The sequence below is a fragment of the Wolbachia endosymbiont of Drosophila innubila genome (genome assembly GCF_021378375.1).
Lineage (GTDB): Bacteria > Pseudomonadota > Alphaproteobacteria > Rickettsiales > Anaplasmataceae > Wolbachia > Wolbachia pipientis.
In genome coordinates, this window is the sequence record NZ_CP076228.1 from 1,148,241 (window position 1) to 1,172,043 (window position 23,803).

At 35.4% G+C, this 23,803-nt stretch carries 25 protein-coding genes; 9 read left to right on the forward strand and 16 right to left on the reverse strand.

Going from position 1 to position 23,803, the window contains the following annotated elements:
• The first annotated feature begins 127 nt into the window (after nt 1–127).
• The gene (locus tag J4T77_RS06220; RefSeq protein WP_010963093.1) at nt 128–1,912 is read left to right on the forward strand and encodes a hypothetical protein; all 1,785 of its coding nucleotides are present in this window, start codon (nt 128–130) and stop codon (nt 1,910–1,912) included.
• Between the two features lie 72 nt (nt 1,913–1,984).
• Here J4T77_RS06220 and thyX read toward each other — a convergent pair whose 3' ends face one another.
• The 3 genes from thyX to J4T77_RS06235 all read right to left on the reverse strand — a co-directional run bounded on the left by thyX (nt 1,985) and on the right by J4T77_RS06235 (nt 5,055).
• The gene (thyX, locus tag J4T77_RS06225; protein WP_010082033.1) at nt 1,985–2,839 is read right to left on the reverse strand and encodes an FAD-dependent thymidylate synthase; all 855 of its coding nucleotides are present in this window, start codon (nt 2,837–2,839) and stop codon (nt 1,985–1,987) included.
• 9 nt (nt 2,840–2,848) lie between these two features.
• Complete coding sequence (gene murA, locus J4T77_RS06230) at nt 2,849–4,126, reverse strand: UDP-N-acetylglucosamine 1-carboxyvinyltransferase (protein WP_010963092.1); 1,278 nt, start codon at nt 4,124–4,126, stop codon at nt 2,849–2,851.
• Nucleotides 4,127–4,281: 155 nt separating this feature from the next.
• Nucleotides 4,282–5,055: a CPBP family intramembrane glutamic endopeptidase gene (locus tag J4T77_RS06235; RefSeq protein ID WP_416635899.1), complete on the reverse strand. Its 774-nt coding sequence runs from the start codon at nt 5,053–5,055 to the stop codon at nt 4,282–4,284.
• Here J4T77_RS06235 and J4T77_RS06240 point away from each other — a divergent pair.
• Nucleotides 4,964–5,188, forward strand: coding sequence for a hypothetical protein (locus J4T77_RS06240; RefSeq protein ID WP_010082031.1), 225 nt, complete (start codon nt 4,964–4,966; stop codon nt 5,186–5,188). The genes J4T77_RS06235 and J4T77_RS06240 overlap by 92 nt on opposite strands.
• Nucleotides 5,189–5,228: 40 nt before the next feature.
• On the opposite strand, the gene J4T77_RS07105 is transcribed toward J4T77_RS06240, so the two are convergent.
• From J4T77_RS07105 to acpP, 3 genes are read right to left on the reverse strand one after another with little or no spacing between them, the layout of a single operon-like run.
• Nucleotides 5,229–5,354: a hypothetical protein gene (locus tag J4T77_RS07105; protein ID WP_255322260.1), complete on the reverse strand. Its 126-nt coding sequence runs from the start codon at nt 5,352–5,354 to the stop codon at nt 5,229–5,231.
• 3 nt (nt 5,355–5,357) lie between these two features.
• Nucleotides 5,358–6,629 carry a beta-ketoacyl-ACP synthase II gene (gene fabF, locus J4T77_RS06245; protein WP_010082030.1) on the reverse strand — a complete coding sequence of 424 codons (1,272 nt, stop codon included), beginning with the start codon at nt 6,627–6,629 and terminating at the stop codon, nt 5,358–5,360.
• Nucleotides 6,630–6,642: 13 nt separating this feature from the next.
• Nucleotides 6,643–6,903, reverse strand: coding sequence for an acyl carrier protein (gene acpP, locus J4T77_RS06250; RefSeq protein WP_006279836.1), 261 nt, complete (start codon nt 6,901–6,903; stop codon nt 6,643–6,645).
• Between the two features lie 145 nt (nt 6,904–7,048).
• Between acpP and J4T77_RS07425 the strand changes: the two genes are divergently transcribed.
• Nucleotides 7,049–8,056 (forward strand): polyprenyl synthetase family protein, encoded by a 1,008-nt coding sequence (locus tag J4T77_RS07425; RefSeq protein WP_010082029.1) that lies wholly within the window; start codon nt 7,049–7,051, stop codon nt 8,054–8,056.
• The gene (locus tag J4T77_RS06260; protein WP_010963087.1) at nt 8,049–8,990 is read left to right on the forward strand and encodes an FKBP-type peptidyl-prolyl cis-trans isomerase; all 942 of its coding nucleotides are present in this window, start codon (nt 8,049–8,051) and stop codon (nt 8,988–8,990) included. The genes J4T77_RS07425 and J4T77_RS06260 overlap by 8 nt, the downstream gene beginning before the upstream one ends.
• 68 nt (nt 8,991–9,058) lie before the next feature.
• Here the strand turns inward: J4T77_RS06260 and hslU are convergent, their stop codons facing one another.
• Together hslU and hslV are read right to left on the reverse strand one after the other, a co-directional pair.
• Nucleotides 9,059–10,549, reverse strand: a complete 1,491-nt coding sequence (gene hslU / locus J4T77_RS06265) for an ATP-dependent protease ATPase subunit HslU (RefSeq protein WP_190321467.1) — start codon at nt 10,547–10,549, stop codon at nt 9,059–9,061.
• A gap of 1 nt (nt 10,550) precedes the next feature.
• The gene (gene hslV / locus J4T77_RS06270; protein ID WP_006280198.1) at nt 10,551–11,105 is read right to left on the reverse strand and encodes an ATP-dependent protease subunit HslV; all 555 of its coding nucleotides are present in this window, start codon (nt 11,103–11,105) and stop codon (nt 10,551–10,553) included.
• Nucleotides 11,106–11,220: 115 nt separating this feature from the next.
• On the opposite strand from hslV, the gene gshA reads away from it, so the two are divergent.
• A complete protein-coding gene (gene gshA / locus J4T77_RS06275) occupies nt 11,221–12,381 on the forward strand; it encodes a glutamate--cysteine ligase (RefSeq protein WP_010963085.1) in 1,161 nt (386 codons plus the stop codon).
• A 3-nt stretch (nt 12,382–12,384) separates the two neighbouring features.
• On the opposite strand, the gene J4T77_RS06280 is transcribed toward gshA, so the two are convergent.
• The 3 genes from J4T77_RS06280 to J4T77_RS06290 form a co-directional block, all read right to left on the reverse strand.
• Nucleotides 12,385–13,182: a hypothetical protein gene (locus J4T77_RS06280; RefSeq protein ID WP_190321468.1), complete on the reverse strand. Its 798-nt coding sequence runs from the start codon at nt 13,180–13,182 to the stop codon at nt 12,385–12,387.
• A gap of 70 nt (nt 13,183–13,252) precedes the next feature.
• Nucleotides 13,253–14,200 carry a ferrochelatase gene (gene hemH / locus J4T77_RS06285; protein WP_010082099.1) on the reverse strand — a complete coding sequence of 316 codons (948 nt, stop codon included), beginning with the start codon at nt 14,198–14,200 and terminating at the stop codon, nt 13,253–13,255.
• A complete protein-coding gene (locus J4T77_RS06290) occupies nt 14,201–15,022 on the reverse strand; it encodes a hypothetical protein (RefSeq protein ID WP_182282735.1) in 822 nt (273 codons plus the stop codon).
• Nucleotides 15,023–15,135: 113 nt separating this feature from the next.
• Here J4T77_RS06290 and ndk point away from each other — a divergent pair, with 113 nt between their 5' ends.
• From ndk to J4T77_RS06305, 3 genes are all read left to right on the forward strand, one after another.
• Nucleotides 15,136–15,555 carry a nucleoside-diphosphate kinase gene (gene ndk / locus J4T77_RS06295; RefSeq protein ID WP_010082097.1) on the forward strand — a complete coding sequence of 140 codons (420 nt, stop codon included), beginning with the start codon at nt 15,136–15,138 and terminating at the stop codon, nt 15,553–15,555.
• A gap of 1,433 nt (nt 15,556–16,988) precedes the next feature.
• A complete protein-coding gene (gene recR / locus J4T77_RS06300; protein WP_190321469.1) occupies nt 16,989–17,582 on the forward strand; it encodes a recombination mediator RecR in 594 nt (197 codons plus the stop codon).
• A 15-nt stretch (nt 17,583–17,597) separates the two neighbouring features.
• Nucleotides 17,598–18,818: a KAP family P-loop NTPase fold protein gene (locus J4T77_RS06305; protein WP_010082095.1), complete on the forward strand. Its 1,221-nt coding sequence runs from the start codon at nt 17,598–17,600 to the stop codon at nt 18,816–18,818.
• A 45-nt stretch (nt 18,819–18,863) separates the two neighbouring features.
• Here J4T77_RS06305 and J4T77_RS06310 read toward each other — a convergent pair whose 3' ends face one another.
• A complete protein-coding gene (locus J4T77_RS06310) occupies nt 18,864–19,688 on the reverse strand; it encodes a hypothetical protein (protein WP_007550761.1) in 825 nt (274 codons plus the stop codon).
• 69 nt (nt 19,689–19,757) lie between these two features.
• A complete protein-coding gene (locus tag J4T77_RS06315) occupies nt 19,758–21,122 on the reverse strand; it encodes a pyruvate dehydrogenase complex dihydrolipoamide acetyltransferase (protein WP_190321473.1) in 1,365 nt (454 codons plus the stop codon).
• Between the two features lie 70 nt (nt 21,123–21,192).
• Here J4T77_RS06315 and J4T77_RS06320 point away from each other — a divergent pair, with 70 nt between their 5' ends.
• On the forward strand, nt 21,193–21,684 hold the full coding sequence (locus J4T77_RS06320; RefSeq protein WP_007551030.1) for an SH3 domain-containing protein: 492 nt from the start codon (nt 21,193–21,195) through the stop codon (nt 21,682–21,684).
• Here J4T77_RS06320 and J4T77_RS06325 read toward each other — a convergent pair.
• The 3 genes from J4T77_RS06325 to J4T77_RS07110 all read right to left on the reverse strand — a co-directional run bounded on the left by J4T77_RS06325 (nt 21,681) and on the right by J4T77_RS07110 (nt 23,677).
• Nucleotides 21,681–22,148, reverse strand: coding sequence for a WBM0748 family T4SS-associated protein (locus tag J4T77_RS06325; RefSeq protein WP_190321474.1), 468 nt, complete (start codon nt 22,146–22,148; stop codon nt 21,681–21,683). The genes J4T77_RS06320 and J4T77_RS06325 overlap by 4 nt on opposite strands.
• 124 nt (nt 22,149–22,272) lie before the next feature.
• Nucleotides 22,273–23,586 (reverse strand): group II intron reverse transcriptase/maturase, encoded by a 1,314-nt coding sequence (ltrA, locus tag J4T77_RS06330; protein ID WP_190321099.1) that lies wholly within the window; start codon nt 23,584–23,586, stop codon nt 22,273–22,275.
• A complete protein-coding gene (locus tag J4T77_RS07110; RefSeq protein WP_255324786.1) occupies nt 23,549–23,677 on the reverse strand; it encodes a hypothetical protein in 129 nt (42 codons plus the stop codon). The genes ltrA and J4T77_RS07110 overlap by 38 nt, the downstream gene beginning before the upstream one ends.
• Nucleotides 23,678–23,803: the final 126 nt, after the last annotated feature.

A 23,803-nucleotide genomic window follows, 5' to 3' on the forward strand; every position in this document is an offset into this window, starting at 1 on the left:
AACTTTATTAAGCTTGGCAATATAGATGAATCGGTACAGAGAAAATCTTAACGTTTAACACATTTCTCATAGTACAGACCGTATGATTGATAAATAAAATGATTTATAGAATTTGTGGAGGCTACCAATGGTCAACGACAAGATTACTTTGAACTTTGAAATAGAAAAAGGCGAACCTATAGATCGATACTACTTTTCTGCACATATAAAGCTTACAGATGAAAGCAAAAATCTTTTGCGCGAGAAGCTTGGCAGTACAATTCAATTCGATAATCTAGATGATCACTTCAATCTTAACCATGAGAATTTTTATATCTACTACAATAAATATAGTGAGCACAATGGCAGAAGTGAGCTACACGTTAGGGATGATAACGGTAAATATTTAACCTCCAATCTTCCACTTAATTACTATGGATTCTCAATGGAACTATCACCTGACGGAGCGTCAATTGCAGATTATGGTTTTTATCCTCTGTATGCAATCTATAACCCAAATCACTATGATAAAGCAAAGGAAAAAGTATTTGATGATCACGGTGAATTGTCACCAATTGCATCAAATGTGTTAGATAATTTTTTAAGCAACACAAATAGCTTAACCACACAAGATATATTACAAAATGTATTCTCACAACTGCAGAAGAAAGCTGATGAAGAAGCAGAAAGATTGGCAAGAGAGAGAGAAGCAGAAAGACAAAGGGAGGAAGAGTTAAATGAAAAGAACGAGGAGTTAAAAGAACTTGTAGAAAAGGATGAGATTAAAATATTCAAAGTGGTAAAAGGTAATGATTTAGGTAATGGGCATTCAGCAGTAGTTTTACAACTTGATGGGGAAGAAGGTGACAAGATACCTCTCGACTCTAGTAAATACTACATAGCAGAGTATAGACACCACCCAGAATGGGAAGGCGATGAATATTTAAATTTTGTTAGCCCTGATAGTGATATGCTGGTTAATTATGAAAACTTATTTTTTGTGCTCAATCAAAGCTCCTACTCAGACTTTGAAAGTGGGTTTTATTCAGAAAACAGAACCGATCCCCATAATTATGCTAAATATTCAAAGGAACCATATTTGAGTGGTGACCAGCTATCTGAAAAATTATCTAATGAATTGGAGGAAGATAGCAATCAGATAGGTACTGAATTTACAATTGATGATGAGCAAGTAGACGAAGAAGTTGTGGTAGAGAGTGAAGCCAAGTCTGGGGAGAAAGGAACGGTTGGTGAGGATAACGCAAAAAATACTATACAGGAAGAAGAATCTAACTATATAGATCAAATGCAAGCGGATGATAGCAGCAGTTATAAACCAGCTTTGCAAAGCAATCGTGATGATTATGCTGATACGAAAAAAGCTCTGCAGGAAAAATTGCATGGAGATGAAATACACAAGCAAAGTAATGAGAAAGCTCAAAAAGATATAGAAGTAAAAAAAGTAACTGTGGAAACTGACAGTAGCAGTAATAAGACTGAAAAACAAACAAAACCAACAGAAGATGAACAAGAAACTGTTATGGCAAGTGTGATAGAAAATATGGATAAAAATTCTGATATTGAAGCAGAAACTTCTAACAGTGTTGCAAATTCACAACATCCCTTAAAAATAAAGACAGGAAGTCCTCTTGAAGTGGGAAAGTATAAGGTGGAGCTGCAAGTGACATATGATGATGTAAAGAATTTTTATGATACCGTACGTGGTAAATATCATGCTGGCGATGGATATAACTACGAACAAGTAATGGTTTTATATAATGAAATTGTTAGGCCCGCTCACAATCATCATTACGAGCTGTTTACTCTTGATGAAGCACATGTTGCTAATGATCACCTATTTATCAAGGGTCAGGATTTTGGAACTCTAAATGATTTTAATGAGATGTTCTATAAAAGTGATGAGTTAATGTGATGTAAAAAGCAAGATTCAATCTGGTGAACGAGAGTTAACTGACAGAGGAGATTGATACGTATGCCTTTATCTTTAAGATTGTTTATCAAGTATAGACATCAGCTCGCCCCATTCTCTTTTACCAATATTACTTTCTTCTCTAGTAACGTTTTCCCCTTTAATTAATTTGCGAATTATTTCTAGACCAGTTCTTGAAATACAGGCTGATTCTAGGCAATATTCAACAAAGGCATTGTAGGCCAGTGGAACCCATTTTTTTATTATATCCAGCATAACTTCTGCATAAACTCTGATTTCATATTGGGCATGCTTATCAGCTCTAAGCTTCAAAAAATGAAGGAGATTATGCAGATCTATTTTCCAATAAAATTGCGTGTAGTAATTAAGCATTAGGTTAGTTCTGGCAATTTCTCTTGCAAGCCCCTGCTCAATAAATTTTTCATAATGAGAATATACTAAATTAGAGTCATTTATTAGAGAATCTATTATTTCCTTTGAGGTATCTGGATCAAAAGCTTCCCCGCTACCTTGTTTATTATTGTCAGATTGTTTTGCAACTTGTTCTGGTTTAGGTGTATAAAATTCATTATCAAGTATTGAATACCTTGCTGAATATTCATTCACATTTGCAGTTCTATGCCTTATCCATTGCCTTGCAACAAAAATTGGAAGTTTCACGTGAAACTTAATTTCACACATTTCAAATGGAGTTGTATGATGATGTCTCATTAAATACTTTATAAGTGCTTCATCCTGACTTATCTGTTTTGTTCCCTTGCCATAAGAAACACGAGCAGCTTGAACTATAGCGCTATCAGAGCCCATATAATCCACTACTCGAATAAATCCATGGTCTAATACCTTATGTTCTTCATATAAGATTGCATCTATTTCTTTTACTATAGTTCGTTTGGTTGCTTCATTCATAAAATATCCTCAAGACGAAATGGAGATATCAGCTCCACATGAATTGAGTTTTTCATGCATTGCTTCATATCCTCTCCATAAATGATGTGAATTGTTTATTATAGTTTCTCCACCGGCTACCAAAGAAGCAAGCACCAAAGCTGCTGTTGATCTTAAGTCAGTAGCATATAGATTAGCTCCAGATAAGCTTTTTATTCCACTTATAGTAGCTTTGCTTTTCTCGATGCTGATATTAGCACCTAACTTTCTCAATTCATCTGCATGTGTAAATCTGTTTTCAAAAATGTTCTCTTCAATTACTGATATCCCATCAGCGATGCACATTGCAGACATCAGTTGTGGTTGCATATCACTGGGAAAATTGGGATATGGATCTGTCGCAACGTTAGCAGACTTAATAGAGCCATTTTTTCTGGAAATAACAATGCCTCCATCATACAGTTCAACCATAGCTCCTATAGTCTCCAACTCATTTGTAATACACCTTATATCAGATAGATTTATTCCTTCCAACTCCAACTTACCACCGGTTATTATAGCAGCTAGTGCATAGGTGCCTGCTTCTATGCGATCTGGTATTATTTTATGAACACATCCATTTAGTGCTTCAACTCCTGTTATTATGACCTTTGTATTATCAATTTCAATATCAGCACCCATTTTCTTCAGAAAATCTATTAAATCAAGAACTTCCGGCTCAGTTGCAGCATTGTTTATTGTTGTCACTCCTTCTGCAAATGTTGCTGCCATTATTACATTTTCTGTTGCGCCAACACTTATTTTCTCAAATGTGATTTCTTTTCCTTGTAGCTTTCCTTTCACTGTTGCAATTATATTATAGCCGTCAATTTCAATTTTAGCTCCCATTTCTTCTAATGCTTTAATATGCATATCAACGGGACGCTTTCCAATGTTGCATCCACCAGGAAATGCTGTTCTCGCTTTGCCAAATCTGCTAAGCATTGGACCCAATATTAGAAAAGAAGTTCTTAGCTTACTTGCGGTTTTATATGGCATCACGTGATTGTTGATATTGCTGCAGTCAATTTTCAAAGTATGGTTCGCTTTATAATTTTTATTGTGCATAAAGTTCACTTCTGCTCCAAGACTTTCAAGCAACTTAGACATTAGATGCACATCAATTAAATCAGGTACATTATGCAAAATTACCGAGGAGCTACTTAATAGACTTGCTGCCATTATTGGTAAAACAGCATTTTTTGAGCCATTAATCTTGATTTTTCCGACCAAAGGTTTGTAGTTATTTCTTATTAATATCTTGTGCATTTAATTAGATATAAAGTATAATTCATTAGTTTATTGAAGTCTTACTAAGTATAATAGATTGACCGTAAAAGGCAAAATTTGCTTTTTCTTCCTCATCATCCCAGTGTCATGCTACCTGCATGACACCTGATGCGAATTGCCCCCGAAATTTTATACTATGAATTACTCAAATGACGCTCTCGAGCTTTATCAAACCAAATAACACCAATTGCAACAATGAAATAACCAGCTGCTCCTAATGTAAGGCGAATTACTGCATCGAAAGTTGACAGAGGAGGAGACGGCATTAGAATGCTCAAAACACTATACACAAGATTATTTGTTGCATGAGCAATAGTTACTGGCCAAATCGAGTTGTCTTTTTCAAACAACCAGGTAAACATTATAGACATTGCACAAATATAAAGGGTATAAGCACAAATAGTCGGGAATGTAAAGCCATCCTTCCACAAAGCTGAGCCAGCAACCACATAAGTTGGTATGTGCCATACTGACCAAATAATACCGACAATAATTGCTCTGATATAAAAATTTGATATTTTGCTTTTAAGATTTTTCAAAAGATAGCCACGCCAACCAATCTCTTCACCAAGAGACATAATGATCCACATCACAAAGGTTGATAATAAAACAAATAACATCACTAATGGACTCAAAACTGCACTCAAATCCTTTACACGGTCTAACGTAAAAGACTCTCGGAAAAATGAAAAACCGCAATAAATTGACAAAAGACCATTGGAAATTAGCATACTTACCAGAATAAGTATAAACCCTAATAGACAGTTTTTTGGCGAACTAAGTTTAAAAAGATCCCTTACCTTCTGTTTATTATAAATGGTTAGCAAAATTGCAACTGAAGCCGGAACAAATGTTGTTAATAATGTTATGTCTTTGAAAGGTAAGCACCAAGCTATAATGCACGTCAAAAAATATGTAATTACAACAAATAATGTACAATTAATAGTGGTTAAATTCATGCATACGCCCATCAATTCCTTTTCTGCATTATTGATCTTTATTCATAAATTGTCAATAAAATACTTCTTCAGGGATGAATAGAATATTTTTTCTTTTTGAATTGCTATTGATAGTTTAATTTTTATATGTATTCCCTTTCACAACCGTTTGTCATCCCAGTGTCACGTGCTGGGATGACAGTAGGAGAGCTGCTTGCATGACAAGAGGAGGGTACTGGAATGACAAGAGGAAGACACTGGGGTGACATCAACTAAACTTGTCCAAATATGAGCGATGCATTAGTGCCACCAAAACCAAACGAATTAGAAAGTGCATATTGAATTTTATGCTCCTGAGCTTTAAACGGTACAAAATTTAAATCACATCCTTCTGAAGGCTTGTGTAAATTTAAGGTTGGCGGAATAATTCCATTATTTAACGCAAGAATACTGAATATTGCTTCAACGCTCCCTGCAGCACCAAGTAAATGTCCTATAGAAGATTTAGTTGAAGAAACAGGTATTTTATAAACGTAGTCACCGAATAACTGTTTCATTGCTATTACTTCAATTTTATCTCCAAGTGGCGTTGAAGTTCCATGTGCATTGATATACCCTACTTGATTGGGATTAATTTGTGCACTCTTTAAAGCAAGCTGCATTGCCTTAAATGCGCCTCTTCCTTCTGGATGTGGTGCTGTAATGTGGTGCGCATCTCCTGTGAGTCCGTACCCAACCAGTTCAGCATGTATTTTTGCCCCCCTTTTTTTCGCATGTTCGTATTCCTCCAGCACCAATATACCTGCTCCTTCACCCATAACAAAACCATCGCGTTCTTCATCCCATGGCCTTGAAGCTTCTTCCGGTTTATCGTTAAATTTAGTTGATAACGCCTTCATAGATGCAAAACCTGCAATTCCAACTCTACACAGTGCACTTTCTGCTCCACCTGCAATCATAACATCCGCTTCACCAAGTTTTATAGTTCTTGCTGAGTTTATGATTGCATGCGCACCTGTTGCACATGCGGTTACTGCTGAATCGTTTGGACCTGTAAATTCGTATTTAATAGAAATATGGCCAGATATCAAATTTATTAGACTTGCAGGGACAAAAAATGGACTGACACGTCTGGGCCCTTTTTCCTGCATGGTAATAACATTTTCCTGAATTGACGGAAGACCACCTATACCAGAGCCAATAGTCACACCAACACGTTCCCGATTGATATTTTGGCTTTCCAAAATTAATGAATCATCTACTGCCTGAATAGCTGCTGCAATACCGTAATGGATAAAACGATCTGTCCTTTTTGAGTCTTTTTCAGAAATATAATCTAGTGGATTGAAATGGTGCTCAATGTTGTCTGATTGCAACGGCACCTGCCCTGCAATTTTGCAAGCAAGATCAGAAGAGTCAAATCTATCCGTATTGATTGCTTTTATGCCAGACTCACTTTTTATTAGCCTTGACCAAGTGTTGTCAACATCTGCCGCTAGTGGAGTGATTAAACCAACACCAGTGACTACTACTCTTCTGCTCATTTAACACTAACTATTAGCCTTTTTTATTATTAATGTACTCAACTATTTGCTCCATAGTTTCCATTTTTTGTGCGTCTTCATCTGGAATTTCTATTCCAAACTCTTCTTCTGCTGCCATGATGATTTCAACTGCATCTAAGCTGTCTGTACCATGCTCCGAAAGCTTTGAAGAGCTGTTGAATTTCTCTACATCCTTACTAATATGCTCTAGTATAATCTTTTTCACTTTTTCTTCTATGTCTTCTCTAGTGCTCTTTGCTAGTTCGCTATTCACATTTCTTACCAAAAAAATAACCTATTCTTTGATGTTATAAAAAATTTTTATGTTTGCAATATCTTTTATAACTGGTAAACTACAGTAAAGTTTTCTACTGCCTTAGTTGGCTAGCGTTACGCGCTAAACAATTAACAATTCAAAAATGCTAGACGAAACAACAAAAAATTTGCTTATTGTAGAAGTAAATAAGCTCTTACCCGAAAATAGCGAGAATAAGCTTATATCAGCTATGCGTTATATACTCCTTGCTCCTGCAAAACATATACGCTCCTTTTTAGTCGTAGCTTCATCGCGAGTGTTTAACGCGGAAGCTAAAAAAGTAATATCAGTTGCTGCAGCAATTGAATTTGTTCATGCTTACTCTCTAATTCACGATGATTTACCGTGCATGGACAACAGTGATACTCGCAGAAGCCAGCTAAGCTGCCATAAAAAATTTGATGAAGCAACAGCAGTGCTTGCCGGAGATGCACTACTTACTCTGGCTTTTGAGGTATTATCTTCGTTAAATGAGAAACGCTGTGAGATCATAAAAGTTCTTTCTCAGGCAATAGGAATTAGGGGAATGGTGGGAGGACAGGCTTTAGATATTAACAGTGAGCATATAGATTTTAGCCCCCAACCCTCTGTCATTCAAGTAGCGGACACTGGGATCCAGAAGGCTTTGCCTACAAGCATTTCGTGCAAAAAGCCATGCGATAGTGGAGCTGAACATGAAATGGATTCCAGTGTCAGCTACTTGCATGACACCCTTTCTACCTTAAAACTACAACATTCGTACGGCTGTATGTATGACGCTGGAATGACGTCGGGCCAAGCTGATAAAATAAAAGAAATTCATTTGATGAAAACCGCAAAACTATTTGCAGCTTCATGTGAAATAGGTGCTATAATAGGGGGTGCTACAGACAAGCAACGTAAAGCGTTATATAACTATGGAATAAATCTAGGGCTTATCTTTCAAGCTAAGGATGATATTGAAGACTACGAACAAGATAAAACAAATAATCTTATGTCTGTGCTTGGTAAAAGTGAAGTAGAGGACTATATAGACGGCCTCTTTAAACAAGGCTTGGATAATTTGAGTGCGCTTTCAGGGGATACTAATTATTTATATGATTTATTGAATCAAGTAAAGAAAGATGGTTAGAAAAATTATATTACAAATGCTTATTTCCGTAGTAATGATTCTCACTTTAACTTCTGCTTTTGTGTTTACTATTGTCTATATAAACAAAGGTAAACCGGAAAAAAAGGACAAGCTTTATGAGATAAATGCCACGCATGGTGGTTTGATACAGACGATAGCACATTACCTAGTGAAGCCAATACTTGAATCAGCACTTGACCGCTATATTGAAAAGCATGGGCTGACAGAATATTTAGAAGAAATAACGCAGCAAAAGGAAGAAGATTCAATAAATTTTTATGAAATTACTGAAGGCAGTGGCAGCAAGGCTTTTTGTGGCCTGGAAGTCCTATTGCAAATATATAAAATTTCTAATAATAACTCAGCAACACTCCCTAGCAAAGTTTCTGATGTTACTTTGAAAATAGGTCAAGATGACCTAAAAGAAGTGAGTTTAGGGGTAATAGGTATGAAAGAAGGCGGAGAGCGTGTAGTTACTATTGCCAATGAGAACAAAATGAATTTTAATTCTTATTACGTCAAACTGATCGAAGTAAAGGATAAATATCCCGACTCAGTAAATAATCTGATGGTTTTTAATGACTTAATTAACAAGACTGGAAAACAAGTAAGGTGCGGTGATGAGATATCGGTTAAATATAGCGTAAAGGAGCATAATGGGGAATATATAGTCAAAGATCAAACAGTGCAATTTAGGGTTGGCGATAAAAAAATACCACTTGCTATAGAGCTTGGAGTTGTGGGAATGAGAGCTGGTAATAAAAGAACTATTCTTTCTCCGCCTGACCTTTTGACTATTACTGACGATATGTTAATAAAAGACATAGATTATGATGAAGAAAATATCTCAATAATTGACTTAAGCTTAGATGTTAAGCAAGAGGTCGCAGCACACCATTCTACTGTTGAAAAACAGCCTAAAGAATATAGCTGAAATTTTAGGTCTACTGGCTAATCTTCTGAACACTCTCTATACTACTTAAAGTAGGCTTTTCGTTTTTCCTAAAGTATAAACTTAGATAAATCAAGCTGCTTCGAAATTGACTCAAGTTTATCTTTTACATACTTGCTGTCTATAATGAATTTTTCGCTATTTTTCTCAGAAGCAATGAAACTTATTTCATCTAAAAGCTTCTCCATGATAGTGTGAAGCCTTCTTGCGCCTATATTTTCCACTTGCCTATTAACTATAAACGCTATTTCAGCTATGGTTTTTATACCATCATCAGTGAACTCAAGTGTCACATTTTCTGTTTTCATTAAAGCTATGTACTGCTTTAACAAACTAGATTCTGGTTCCTTTAATATTCTTATTAAATCCTCTTGAGTAAGTGCCTTAAGTTCTACCCTGATCGGTAATCTGCCCTGCAATTCCGGTAAGAGGTCAGATGGTTTAGACTGATGAAAAGCACCAGATGCAATAAATAATATATAGTCTGTTTTTACATGGCCATACTTAGTTGTAACAGTTGTTCCTTCAAGTAATGGTAACAGATCGCGTTGCACTCCTTCTCTGTTTACTTCACCTTTTACTTCTGTACGCGCTGCAATTTTGTCTATTTCATCCAAAAATACTATACCGTCATTACTAACAAGATCAATGGCTTCTTTGATTATCTTATCTTCATCCATTAGCCTTTCACTTTCTTCATTAATTAATATTTCACGCGCTTCTTTTACCTTCACCGTAATAGTTTTTGTTTTTTTGCTCCCGTTAAACATCTTGCCCATTATTTCTGTTACATTCATCACACCAACTTGCCCACCTGGCATGCCTGGTATATCGAAAGTAGGTAACATACTCTTGCTCTCTCTGACGTTAATAGAAACTTCTCCGTCCTCAAACTCTTTATTCCTCAACCTTTCTCTAAAAATTTTTTTACTCTCTTCGGTTGCATTTTCGCCTACCATAGAGTTTACTATTGTTTTCTCAGCTAAAATTAAAGCCTTTTTAGCTAAGGCTTTACGGGCTTTCTCTTTAACTAAAACTATTGCTGCATCAACTAAATCGCGTATTATCGAATCAACGTCACGTCCAACGTACCCTATTTCAGTAAACTTCGTTGCCTCAATTTTTATGAACGGTGCACCGGCAAGTTTTGCTAAGCGACGAGCTATTTCAGTTTTACCAACCCCTGTATGACCGATCATCAATATATTCTTAGGTATGATTTCATCACGCAATGGAAATGGAACCTGATTGCGACGCCAACGATTTCTGAGCGCAATAGCAACAGCACGCTTTGCATCATCCTGTCCGATTATGAATCTGTGCAATTCTTTAACTATCTTCTGTGGTGGCAGGTCATCTAACAAAACTTGAGTGCTGTCATTAACTTGAACATCGCTGTCATTTGAATCAAAACCACTCTTAGTATCTTTATAGAGGTTATCTTTTTCATCGTAGGTGTCACTACTACAAGACCGCCCTTCTGAAAGGGTTATGGGCTGATTGGAAAAATTGGTGCATAAAGTTTTTTGCTTGGAAGACATATCACTCCTCTATCTTTTCAATAACTACATTATGATTTGTATAAACACATATATCGCCAGCTATCTTCATAGCCTTTTTCGCAATTTCCTCTATTGATATTCCTTTAATGTCAATTAAAGCTCTTGCTGCAGATAGAGCAAAATTTCCCCCAGAGCCAATAGCTGCGACTCCATCTTCAGGTTCAAGAACATCACCTGTTCCCGTAATTACTAATGAAATAGATTTATCTGCAACGATCATCATAGCTTCTAATTTCCTCAGATATTTATCCATTCTCCAGTCTTTTGCAAGTTCAACACATGCTCTCATTAATTGCCCTGGGTGCTTGTCAAGTTTAGATTCTAATCTTTCAAAAAGAGTAAATGCGTCGGCTGTTGCCCCGGCAAATCCAGCAATTACGGAATCACCAGAAAGACGCCTAACTTTTTTTGCTCCAGATTTTATAACAGTGTGGCCCAGTGAAACTTGTCCGTCACCTATTACTACTACACTTTTATCTTTTCTAATTGATAATATAGTAGTGCCATACATTTTATTGTTATCGTGTTGAATCATTTTTCTATCACTTTAAATAAGAATCTCATTATACTTTAATCTTTAGTCAAATTTACTAAATACGTTCAACTATAGCTTATAATATAATACCTTCCTTATAACATTTAAAGTGCAGATGCAAAACATAATTCACCCAGATTTGGAAAAAAGTATAAATAATTGGTTCGAAGCAAAATTTAATGGCCTTACATCGCCATTTTATAGCTCTATAGATCTTAGAAACTCTGGCTATAAAATCGTTCCAGTAGACGCTAATTTATTTCCTGCGGGGTTCAATAACTTAAGTGAAGAATCAAGAACGATGGCAGCAAGATTGATAAAAAGCTATTTTAAAAGACATCAATACAAAAAGGTTCTTATAATACCGGAAAATTATACACGCAATAAAATGTATATAGAAAACGTATTTGTTATAGAGAAAATACTACAACTCGCAGGTTTTGAGACTAGAATTGGCCTTTTATATAATGAAGTATACAATTTAATAGAACAGTATGAAACTGTTGTGAAAGAAAACTCTCTGCTAAAGACAACTTCAGGATTTGTGCCTGATGTTATTATACTGAACCGTGATATGACGAGCCACATTCCAGACACGCTGAAAGACGTAAAGCAAGATATAGTACCAAGCCCACTATACGGTTGGCATAGCAGGCAGAAATTTAAGTATTTTGAAATCTATCAAGAATTAGCATCTGAGTTTTGTGGCAAATTTAAAATAGACCCATGGCTAATTTCTGTGCTTACAGAGAGCTGTGATGGAGTTGATTTTGATGATGATTTGTCACTAGGAGCAGTAGCAACTAAAGTTGACCAAATATTATCTCTAGTGCAAAAAAAATACGAAGAATATAAAATAAAAACACAACCTTACGTTTTTATCAAAGCAAGCAATGGCACATATGGGATGGGCATTATAACAGCAACAAGTGGAGAGGAAATATTAAACCTCAATAAAAAAAAGCGTCATAAAATGAAAAAGATAAAAGAAGGAATAGCAATCAATAGCGTTATTATACAAGAAGGTGTACCAACCATTGACATGTTTAAAAGCAGTTCTGCAGAACCGCTAATATACTATATAGGAGATACTTCAACATGTTACTTATACCGATGTAATAGCAGAAAAGATGTATATTCTAGCTTGAATGCCACTGACTGTGAGTTTCATGATGTTAGCCAGGTTGTAGAAGGTAAAATTCTATCACTTTGGAGTATTGTTAGCAAATTAGCAGTACTAGCGTTGGCAGTAGAAATAAAATCTTTTCATCCCTAATTCTTATACCTCTACAGTGCTGTCATTAGAATGACCGTTTATATTATGAACATCATCAAGTTCAGTGGAAGGATCATCATTGACAGGTTGATTAAACAACTTATCAAGTTGAACTGCAAGAAATACTGCACTATATATTATGCTGACTGTTATGCTTAAGTTGAAATTATAGATTATACCACCACCCAAGTTTATTGGTATAGTTGGAGTTTCTATCCTTCTTAATATGAAGTTTAATAAACCTAACGACAAAGTTAATGTGCTGATAATAAGGTTCTTCTTACACTTAGCAGACTTTTCAGGATCCTTATTATCCAGATATTTCTTGCATGTATAATAATAGCTTATAGGTTCTGAAATGAACAAAAATAGGATCGTTGATGTTGAACTAATATAACTTGTTACATCTGCATTACCTCTAGCCAAAAAATGGATGACTTTCAACATCATCAATGCTTCTATGGTGCTGCTTGCAAGATTAGCCGATTTACCCACAATTTTTGCCAGCTCTTTTTTACTCTCAGGGTTTCTGTAATCCTTAATTAGATCCTGTAGAGTAAATGCAGAATGGGCAATGTATAGAATAGATGTCGGAAACTTTACTAGTCGAGCAACATTCCGTATAAGAAAGATATTGGATCTATTATTGTCAATGAACTCGCAGCAAAATTGCAGTGAAATCTTACACAATAGGGCTGTTAAACCTGTTGTGATGCAGATTACCTTCCTGAAATCATGATCATAAATATCATGCACCCTTTGTGCGAGTATGTTAGATTTCTTTTTTAGCTTGTTTGGCATGAAATAATTAATAACTTCCTGTTATTCTGTCACATAAAATCCTAAAAGAAAAGCCCTATGAATCAGGACTTTAAGGGAGATTTATGCACAAATCGGCTAAGCATTTTATAAACAAGGGATCGGTACTGAGAGTTGGCACACGAAAGTAATATCCATCCTTGATAATTGCTTTATATTCTATATCAAGTTCAACTAGAGTTTCTGAATGCTCAGAAACAAAAGATATAGGTGATAGAACTACAGGTACACCATCAGCTTTTGCGCGTAATAGCTCACTTTCAGTGCTTGGCTCTAGCCATTTTACAGGACCAATCTTACTCTGATAACATATTGACCAATCTAAGTTATTGATAGCTAACTTTTCTACTATTAACTCTACGCTTCTTTCTACCTGTGAAGCGTAAGGGTCGCCCTTTTTAATGATACTAAGAGGTAAGCTATGGGCTGAAAATAGGACTCTTGGTTTACCGATTTTTCTAGCCAATTTATAGTACTTAGCTATCAGATTAGTGTGAGCTTCAATAAAATCTTGGTTATCATAATAACGGTGAATCATTTTTGTATTGCATTTTAGGCCATACCGTTTAGCATTTTTTTGCCAATTCTCGATGGATGACAGAGTTGTGGTAGTTGAATATTGTGGATACAGTGGCAGCAGAATTACTTCGTCAGGATCAAACTGTTTTACACTTTCAATAACTTCGTCAGCAAATGGACGCCAATAGCGCATGCAGATGAATACCTTGTGTACATGGTTTCTATTTTCGTTTAATTTTAGTTCTGAAGCATTAGCTTGCATTTTTGTATTCTCTAGAATTGGCGATTTACCTCCAATTTCCTCGTATATTTTTCGTGCAGTATTTTCTCGTTTCGCAGATATAAACTTTGCTAAAAGAAACCGAAAGGGATTCGGTAGATTGATTATTCTCCTGTCATAAAAAAGGTTGAATAAAAAAGGACGGACCGCATTTAGTGAATCAGGCCCGCCAAGATTAAATAAGATAACTGCCTTTTTCACCTACGCACTACTACAACAAGTTACTTCTGGGGTGCCTATAAAATTAGCTACACACTCATCAAATTTAGTTATAGGCACTAAATTTCTTACACTGGCATACAATAAGTGGCCTGATCTCTTCAGGTTACTCTTGGTGGATGTGAAGTTCCAATCGAAAAATGTATCGACAAAAAGACTTGGTACCGTTTCAAGAAGTTCAACAGCAGCTAAAGATAGCATTATACAACTTTGCAGGACATTCAGAAGAACCTTGAGGGGAAAAAGTAAAACTTTAACGAAAAGAGAGGTGCTACTTGTTTCATCCAGTAGTCGCCCTGAGTTAGGCGAATTATACTCGGTGTGTTTTCTATTTTGATCAAAGATAGGAAATTTTATAGTATCTTTCTTAAATTCCGCGTCTATTTCTTTTCTACTATGGTTAGTGATTTTTTCCATTAACTTCTCACGCAGATGAAAAGTTCTGACAATAAAACATGTGGCAATCATTAAGGAAGCACATAAAAGTGCGCATTGCATGAGGCTCATACTGCCTAGCATAGCTGGCAGTGCAAAACAAACAAGCGGTGCTATGATTGTCATTTCAAGAAATGGAATAGTGTTTCTTTTCATTGCAAAGGCAGCACCTTCTTTTAATTTTGTATTATGATGTGAACTATATTCCAAATAACTTAAAAATGCCAGACTAAAAGTCAAAAACCCTTTTGTTCCACAAAAAAGTGATGACTTAAAGTTACTTACTAATTTTTTAGTAGTAGATTTAGCTTGTTTTTTAGTGGTAGGCTCAGCTTGTTTAGTAGTGTTATTTTTACAACATTCACCCATACAATACCTCCTTGATGGTTTATTCTTAACTATAAATAAAAAACTGCTTTTATCAAATCAAAATTTACAATAAAATAAATCTATAAATATACTATTTTATATAAGGAAATAATATGGCAATTGAGAGAACACTTTCGATATTAAAACCTGATGCAGTAAAAAATAATATTACAGGCAATATAAATTCCTACATCGAACAATCTGGGCTGAAAATCACAGCACAAAAAATGATGTTACTAACAAAAAAACAAGCAGAGCTGTTTTATGAAATTCATAAAGATAGGCCTTTTTTTGGGGAATTAGTAGAGTTTATGACCTCTGGTTCTGTGGTAGTTCAAGTTTTAGTTGGTGAAAATGCAGTAAGTAAATACAGACAAATCATGGGAGCTACCGATCCAAAGCAGGCAGATAAAGGCACAATCAGGGGTGATTTTGCTGATGATATTAGTGAAAATAGAGTTCACGGCTCAGATAGTCTAGAAAATGCTCGTAAGGAGATAGCTTTCTTTTTTGCTGAATGTGAGTTGGTGTAGTCAACTCAGATTGGCGTCATCCAAGTAGCTGACAACATAGAAACGAAAAAACTTCCTTGACAAACCTCGCCAGCCCTCTTATCATGAGACTGAAGCTATTGTATTTGCTTTCGCCAATCTGCAGATTAAAAGGTAAGGATTACTTAATGTATCGGCGTCTTATGTTCAATTTTTTGCAGTATATAGATACTGTATGTCTTTACAAAACTTCATCTACATCTAGATTTTTATCTAAATAAGCTGAACGCGCTTATAAAGCGTTACAAGACATCAAAAAATGCCAATACTCGACAGAGATAGTAAAAGACTAGCTAACTCGGGGATTCTTTGTCTTTTTTTCTGCTTAGTAAATTTCTTAAACATTTGCAGCGTAAGTTAGTTGCAATTAAAAGCGGCTGAATCTCGCTTGTCAAGCGTTTAAAACATAAAAAACGCCAATATTTTAAAGCGGATAATAACCCCAGGGCTTCTTTTGCCTTTTTTTTCATTTGGTAAATTTCTTAATATTTATAGCTAAAGTAATTTAAAAGTCCGTGAAGGGTGTCATGCCAGTGCTTGACACTGGCATCCAGTTTTCCATATAATCTCATCAAAAATGTTTATTTTCTAGCTACTTTTATACTTATCAATCCAGTATGCTTACTTACAATTAAAATTTCTGGATCCCAGTGTCTGGGCACTGGGATGACAGCTAGCCTGACAACCGTCATCCCGCTACGTGTTAGCGGCTAAGAGATACCGCGAATGAATCGCGGTATGACGGTTCGCGGCAGTATGACGTAGAGCTCACGTTAGCTATACTTTTATGCTTACAAACTTAATAAAATTCCTGGATCCCAGTGGGCTTTGTTGCATCGCTACTTATGAAAGGCTAACTATAATTAGGATTATAAGCAACTTATTGAAAATCTTGTTTTTTTTGCAATCAATCTGATCAAATTTAAGAATAGTAACTTGTTATTTATATTAATAAATTTAATTCTATTGAAAATAGCTAAAGCATTGAAATTCTTGAATTTTAGCCGAATTAGTGAGTGGTAGTGAAATTTCTTTTACTCAAAATTAGGTATTCACTGACCGTTCTTGTTATAAATACCAGAATAATAAGCTACTGATATTCTCCACCTTTTTTATCTTTAATCCATCATAGCTAGCGATGCAACAAAGCCATCCCAGTGTCTGGGCACTGGGATGACAAAAAAGGAGGCACTAGGATGACAAAGGAGAGCTACTCGGATGATACCTTTTTTCTACTTAGTTTGGATTATGCAAGAAGTCTATTATAATCAGGCTTTAAGTGTGCGGAAGTAATTTTTTGCGTTAGAGTAAAAAATTTTTTCTATAGCTAATCAAAGTGGGATCAAGAGAAACTTACCACTTTCTTTACAAAGGGTTTGATGTTACCATTTGACTGCCTATTCTGAATTTATTGAATGAACGTTAACATAAAGAATCTAGTTCATGCTTTCTCTAAATTGCCAAGTTTAGGGCCATCATCATCACGCAGGTTAGTTATACATTTACTCCAAAACAAAGAAAAAGTTATGCTACCACTTGCATCTTTGATTAAAGAGCTAGCAGATCTTATAATAGAGTGTGAAGTTTGCGGAAATCTAGATACTAAGTCACCTTGTTCTATTTGTACTAACCCAAAACGTGACACTAAGTTACTGTGTGTAGTAGAAGAATTAGGTGATCTATGGGCGTTTGAAAAAGGAAATATATATTCAGGTTTATACCATGTTTTGGGTGGCAGATTGTCTGCAATAAATGGCATAGGTCCAAAAGAACTCAACCTTGACACTATTCTGAAAAGAGTGACAGAGTCTAAAATTGAAGAGATAATTATCGCAATTAATCCGACATTAGAGGGCCAAGTTACTGCACAATATATAATTGAATTGCTAAAAAATTTGGATGTGAAAATATCACGCCTTGCTTGCGGCATACCAATGGGCGGAGAAATTGACTATCTTGATGAAGGAACGCTGAGGATAGCACTTACTTCAAGACAAGAATATGAGTAAAATATAAAATAAGACATGTGCTTAAAAAAACTTATATCGCTAATAACATTCAAAAAGAAAAAAATAGTGCCACCACTTAAAGTGGTGGCTTGGGAAAATAACCACCTAAACTATAAGCAATTTTCAGGTAAATTCAACACTATAATTAAAACAATTGATCAGTCTTTTACAATAATATCTTTGGAAGGATATGATGGATGGGGCAAGACGTTTTTTTTGAAAGAATGGGTAAAAGAGTTAAAACAGCAAAATGAAATTGCAGCTTATTATAGTGCATGGGATATCAATGCATTGGACCAACCACTGCCTTCTTTTTTAAATTTCCTATTTGAAGATTTATTTGTATCGTATAAAGTAAAAAGAAGTGTTATACAACAGTTCAAGAACATAAACCAAGAGCTATTTTCTCTAAACACACTAGGAAAGCTGATCAGTAAATCTCCACTTGCTATGCTTTCAGTATTTCTTGATGCTGCAAAAGAGGCTGATAAAAAAGACATAGGTTTTGTCTTGAGTGAATTAAGTCTTCTCCAAAGAAGAAAAGAGAGTACTAGAGATTTTAAAACACAGTTAGCGGATGTGGTTAATAAAATCAGAAAAGACAAAAACATTTATATAATGGTGGATAATCTTGATGTGTGCCGTCCTAAATTCGTTGTCGATTTTTTGGAATCTATAAAGTATATGCTTGATGTGGAGGGGCTGGTTTTCATTATTTCTGTAAGTAAAGATAAGAGTAATGTACAAAGAGCAATCAGCACAATACTTGGACCAAATTTTGACCTAAAATCTTTTACTGATCTCTCTTTACATTTGCCAAAACAACCGATAGAAAAATTTACAAAAGAACTATTTGAAAATATTAAATTACCGAAAAAGTCAAAAAATTTGATTGTAGATAGTTTTATATTTTATGCAGAAAGCCTGTCACTATCGTTAAAAACAATAGAATACTGCGTAAAAAAAATAAAGCTGTGTCTTCTGAATCACACAAGAGAAGAATTACCTGATCCGAATTTGTTTTCATTTTTGGTAATACTGCAATCGATAAATATTGATATATATGAGGAATTAGGTTTTTCATATCAAAGAGCATTGGAAAAAATTGAAAATGAATATAAATCTTTAGTTCTAAATGGTCAAGAAGAATGGGAAAAACTTAAAACCTCTCTAGAAACTGCTTTTGCAGAGAGGGAGTCAAAAATTAACAAAGCTATAAAGGATATACTATTTTGAAAAGATACCCTACCTTTACATATACAAAGATAGGGTAACATTTGATTAACGCCCTTTTACTATGTCATTACCTTGTTCAAACTTTCTGATTAATTCGCTTACATTGACATTAGATAATTTTTTACCTGCAGATTTGTCATTATGTGAAGCATCAGGTTTACGAAGGTCTTCCTTACTGTTACTCCTAGTAATATTACATCTAACAATGTTTGAATTATTAGACTTATCGCTTACATCTGAAATATTGCTTTTTTCACTACATGAAGACGAATTACTCGACATATTGCCTAAGCTAAAGAGCTTTTTACCTTGATAGATTGGATTCCAATCAAGTGGATTATAAGTTTTTTTGCTAGTCTCAACCTTTTGGTTATTTTGCTGTTTAGGAGAAAAACCAAGTTTTTCTCTTTCTTTCTTGCTTAGCGTTTTGAGAAATTTTACGGTTTCTAATTCATCAGTTGCTTGTACTTTATGTAAATCAAAGCTTTTTTGATGGTTATCCTGCTTAACATTTTCCATCATTTTATCTTTTATTGTTCTATCCTCATCATCAGAAGTGCTGCTACTAATATCACTGATACCACTATCCCCTGAATTGCGGCGTTGTTTGTTAGGAGTGCTATGAATGTTGTCTTCCATGAGTTTTTGCATTGTTGGGCCAAATGTTCTTCCAAGATTGCTACTCACTGTTTTATTACTATCATTTGCTTGAGAATGAGGTACATTTCGCTCAAAAATTGCTTTTATTCCAGCAAATTTAGCTTGGGAAGATTTCGGAGGAACAGGTGGGGCAACCATGCCTTTTGAGTTAATCTTTCCTTCATTTTGAGGAAAAATTTTTGGATTATTTTTTTCTACTGTAGTATTCATTTTTTTACCTCTAAACCTATTAACTAATAAAAGTATAAACTTAGAGGTATTAATTTTGTAATAACAATGCTAATAGATTACCGCAGTTTCAATAAGCATCACCAGAGGATTCTCTATATAATGCTTAAAGGCATTTAAAAACTTTGCTCCGAGTGCCCCATCAACTGCTCTATGGTCAACAGAGAGCGTTACTGTCATTATTTCTGCTATTTCTATTTTCTCATTCATAACAATTGGTTGTTTTTTAGATGCACCAACTGCCATAATGCAAGATTGCGGCGGATTGATTATAGCACTGAAGGCTTTTATACCAAACATCCCTAAGTTGGAGATAGTAAACCCTCCTCCTTGAAACTCTTCAGGTTTCAATTTTCCAGATCTTGCTCTGCTTACTAAATCTTTCACTTCTTTTGATATAGATAAAATACCCTTTTTATCAGCATTTTTTACTATAGGAGTAATTAGCCCATCTTCAAGTGCCACAGCGATTGAAATATCTATATTTGAATATCTCAGTATTTTATTATCTATCCACGAAGAATTTATATCAGGAAATTTTTTCATGCTGAAAGCTGCAGCTTTTATGATTAGATCATTAATTGTTACTTTATTGTTTTCATCTGCTGAGTTAATCTCGTTTTTTAACGATATTAACTTATCAACCTGGCAGTCTACAGTTAAATAAAAATGTGGAACATTCTGTTTTGATTCAGTCAGGCGCTGTGCTATCACTTGGCGCATGTTGCTTACTTCAACTATGGTATCTTTCTCAGGACTTTCAGTATGTATACCACTGCCTAAAAACTCCAACACATCAGCCTTAATTATGCGACCATATGGTCCTGTACCTTTTAATTGCTGCACATTAACCCCTTCATTTTGAGCTATTTTCTTAGCTAATGGGCTTATTTTTGTTCTACCTTCTGCATAACCCTCTGTCATCTGAGTAGCTGACACTGGGATCCATTCTTCTTTTCTAGATCCCAGTGTCAAGCACTGGGATGACATTGAGGGGTTGGATTCCAGCGTCACGCGCTGGAATGACACCGAAGAATGACTTATTGGCTTTCCGTTTAAATCTTGGTGTTCTGATTTTTGATTATCAATAGCACTTTTTGTCACTTCCTTTTTAACTGCACTATTGATGGAAGTTGAAGTATAGTTGTTAAGTGCACTTTCATCTTCTCCTTCTTCCAGCATTAAAGCTATTGGTTGATTTACAGGCACGCCACTTGTTCCTTCTGTTACTAAAATTTTTGCTAAAACTCCTTCATCTATAGATTCAAACTCCATTATGGCTTTATCAGTCTCTATCTCAGCAATTACGTCGCCTACTTCAACTTTGTCTTGTTCTTTTTTATGCCACTTTATAATTTTTCCTCCAGCTTTGCTCATTGTTGGTGAAAGAGCAGGCATTAATATTTCTATAGGCATTGATTTTGCATTTAAAGATCTATTCAATTTTTAATTTACTCTTTATCTTATGTCAACCTAATCGTGAATTATGATGAATAAGTCTGTTACACTATCCCTCACGTTATCCCAGTGCGTGACACTGGGATCTTGGTTCAGTACTATTATCCTATTGTTTTTATTATTTAGCCATAGCTTGTTTGCTAACAACTTTGTTTCAACCAAATCAAATAAGATCAACATGAGAACGGGGCCAGGGTTTCACTATCCTGTAAAATGGATATACACTTGCAAAAATCTGCCCCTGAAAGTGATAGAAGAGTTTGAGAGTTGGAAAAAGGTCTGCGATATAGATGAAGACTGCGGATGGATAAAAGGCAATCTTCTTAGTGATAAGCGCTACGCGATTGTAAAAGAAGATACTTATGGATATCAAAAACAGAGTGTAGACAGCAAGATTACTATGAAAATAGACAAGTTTGTTGTGATGAAGATAGAAAAATGCAACGAAGAATGGTGCTTTCTTTCCACCCCAAAACGCAAAGCATGGGTACAAAAAAAACATATATATGGGGTTGATTAGGTTGACAAAAGATCTGAATTAACACTAGTTTCTGGGCCTTCTGTAGCATGCTCTTCAGATGAAGCAGAGGGTTCTTGAGGCTCTGGAGACTGTACAGGGCTATCACAGAAACTCCTTAACATCTCCTCAGCGGATGAATCTAAAATTTGTACAATAGACTTTTCACTCTGCTCTTTTAGCGATTGATCCACTCTAGAAATCAACTCAGAAAACTCGCTACCTGATTTTTCAGCTTCACTTTTTATTTTACTTTCTATGCTTGCAATATTACCTTGGTCAATTTCTTCTTTTGTTATGTTGAATGACTTTGCAACATCTTGATATCCAATCTTGCAATTTCCACAACCAATTATGCAAAAAGTAATAGAATCAGATATTTCGCTTGCAGCCCAATTATGTATAGTGTAAGCCAAATAATTGTCATAGTATTTAATGCTAAATTGTTGTTCTATTAACTCAGAAATTTTATTCTTTAGAGGTCTGGTAGAGACTCATGACCTTGAAACCAGCGATTTGGTCTCATAACCATAGTCTCCCCAAAAGAACCGTGCTTGCGGATTTCCCGCACACGGCTCCACAATACAGCGTTCACACTAGTGCTCCTGTGTATAAAGAAACATATACCTTTGGTTTTGGTAATGGATTTACTTTTAAATAGTGTATAAATTGTTCCCAATCCATACTTTTCTTTTGACTACGTCGGTTTATCCACTTAAATGCTAACTTTGTTACCGGTCGATAGAATTGAATCAAACACCGATAATTTCCGCTAACTCCGAAGTAGCTATAGTGTCCTGTTAGTTTGGCTTTAAGTTTCTGCCACCAATCTTTGAAACAGATACGACTTCGTACCATCTTCAACCATTCTTTGATTTCTTTAATCTTTCTGGCTAGGCTTATTTTTGAAGTTTTCTGCTTCATCATAAGTTTACCATTACGACTTTTTCCACAATAATGTGTAAATCCTAGAAAGTTGAAGCTAGCCGTCCTACGTTTCTCTCTTTCTGCTTGATACCATTCTTTCTTACCAAACTTTACTATTTTTGTTTTATTTTCAGCTATTTCCAACCCAAATTTACTTAGTCTTTGTTTCAGTAATTCTAGAAATTCTTTTGCGTCTTCTTCCCTCTCGCAGCCAACTACAAAATCGTCGCAAAACCTTATTAGCTGTAAATATCCTCTGGCTTTTGGCTTAAATTTCTTTTCAAACCATAAGTCCAGCACATAGTGTAAGTATATATTAGCTAATACAGGGCTTACTATACCACCTTGTGGTGTGCCTTGATCGGTTGCTTTATAACATCCAACTTCGACTATTCCTGCCTTTAGAAATCGTTTTATTAACCACAATAAATTTGGGTCAGCTATTCGTTCCCTTAGACAATTCATTAGCCATTTATGTTGAACATTATCAAAGAACTTCTTGATATCCACTTCTACAATATAGTTAATTGGTTTGTGCATAACTGCTTTATCTAGAGCGTTTATCGCCTGATGACAATTTCTTCCTGGTCGAAATCCATACGAGCTGTCCATAAAGTTTGCTTCATAAATATTTTCTAATATCTTCTTTAGCATTACCTGTACCAACTTATCTTCCGTTGATGGTATTCCGAGACCGCGCTTCTCTTTGCTCCCGGCTTTGGGTATGTATACCCTTTTCACTGGTAGCGGTTGATATTGTTTTCTCTTCATACTATCCACTAGTGTTTTAAGTTTCTCTTCTAGATTTTCTCCATAAGCTTCCACTGTCACACGATCTATACTACAAGCCTTGTTGCGTTTTAGTTCCTTATAACACTCTGCAAGATTCTCTTCATTAATCAAATGAACTAATGATGTAAATTTTACTCGCTTATCTTGCTTAGCCCTTACTGCTATCTGGTTTAGTTTTCCTTGCATACTCCTCTAATCTCTGTTGTATTGGTATAGCAATCCCTATACCAGTCACTATATTGCTAACCGCTTCCCCTTGTATGTGGCTTTCCCACACTCCGAGTACTATCAATTAGTCCGACTTCCTTTGCATCTTCCTCCAGTCCTCGCCTTTATTGACTTGTTCCAGAGTACCCTTACAGGAATACAAAGGATCTCCCAAGTTCACGTAAGGTCCATCTCA

Bases quoted from the DNA above. Each gene is read 5' to 3' on its own strand.
- J4T77_RS06220 (WP_010963093.1), top strand. From the start codon at position 128: ATGGTCAACGACAAGATTACTTTGAACTTTGAAATAGAAAAAGGCGAA.
- thyX (WP_010082033.1), bottom strand. From the start codon at position 2,839: ATGAATGAAGCAACCAAACGAACTATAGTAAAAGAAATAGATGCAATC.
- murA (WP_010963092.1), bottom strand. From the start codon at position 4,126: ATGCACAAGATATTAATAAGAAATAACTACAAACCTTTGGTCGGAAAA.
- J4T77_RS06240 (WP_010082031.1), top strand. From the start codon at position 4,964: ATGGTTAGCAAAATTGCAACTGAAGCCGGAACAAATGTTGTTAATAAT.
- J4T77_RS07105 (WP_255322260.1), bottom strand. From the start codon at position 5,354: ATGTCACCCCAGTGTCTTCCTCTTGTCATTCCAGTACCCTCCTCTTGT.
- fabF (WP_010082030.1), bottom strand. From the start codon at position 6,629: ATGAGCAGAAGAGTAGTAGTCACTGGTGTTGGTTTAATCACTCCACTA.
- J4T77_RS07425 (WP_010082029.1), top strand. From the start codon at position 7,049: ATGCTAGACGAAACAACAAAAAATTTGCTTATTGTAGAAGTAAATAAG.
- J4T77_RS06260 (WP_010963087.1), top strand. From the start codon at position 8,049: ATGGTTAGAAAAATTATATTACAAATGCTTATTTCCGTAGTAATGATT.
- hslU (WP_190321467.1), bottom strand. From the start codon at position 10,549: ATGTCTTCCAAGCAAAAAACTTTATGCACCAATTTTTCCAATCAGCCC.
- hslV (WP_006280198.1), bottom strand. From the start codon at position 11,105: ATGATTCAACACGATAACAATAAAATGTATGGCACTACTATATTATCA.
- gshA (WP_010963085.1), top strand. From the start codon at position 11,221: ATGCAAAACATAATTCACCCAGATTTGGAAAAAAGTATAAATAATTGG.
- J4T77_RS06280 (WP_190321468.1), bottom strand. From the start codon at position 13,182: ATGCCAAACAAGCTAAAAAAGAAATCTAACATACTCGCACAAAGGGTG.
- J4T77_RS06290 (WP_182282735.1), bottom strand. From the start codon at position 15,022: ATGGGTGAATGTTGTAAAAATAACACTACTAAACAAGCTGAGCCTACC.
- ndk (WP_010082097.1), top strand. From the start codon at position 15,136: ATGGCAATTGAGAGAACACTTTCGATATTAAAACCTGATGCAGTAAAA.
- recR (WP_190321469.1), top strand. From the start codon at position 16,989: ATGAACGTTAACATAAAGAATCTAGTTCATGCTTTCTCTAAATTGCCA.
- J4T77_RS06305 (WP_010082095.1), top strand. From the start codon at position 17,598: ATGTGCTTAAAAAAACTTATATCGCTAATAACATTCAAAAAGAAAAAA.
- J4T77_RS06310 (WP_007550761.1), bottom strand. From the start codon at position 19,688: ATGAATACTACAGTAGAAAAAAATAATCCAAAAATTTTTCCTCAAAAT.
- J4T77_RS06315 (WP_190321473.1), bottom strand. From the start codon at position 21,122: ATGCCTATAGAAATATTAATGCCTGCTCTTTCACCAACAATGAGCAAA.
- J4T77_RS06320 (WP_007551030.1), top strand. From the start codon at position 21,193: ATGATGAATAAGTCTGTTACACTATCCCTCACGTTATCCCAGTGCGTG.
- ltrA (WP_190321099.1), bottom strand. From the start codon at position 23,586: ATGCAAGGAAAACTAAACCAGATAGCAGTAAGGGCTAAGCAAGATAAG.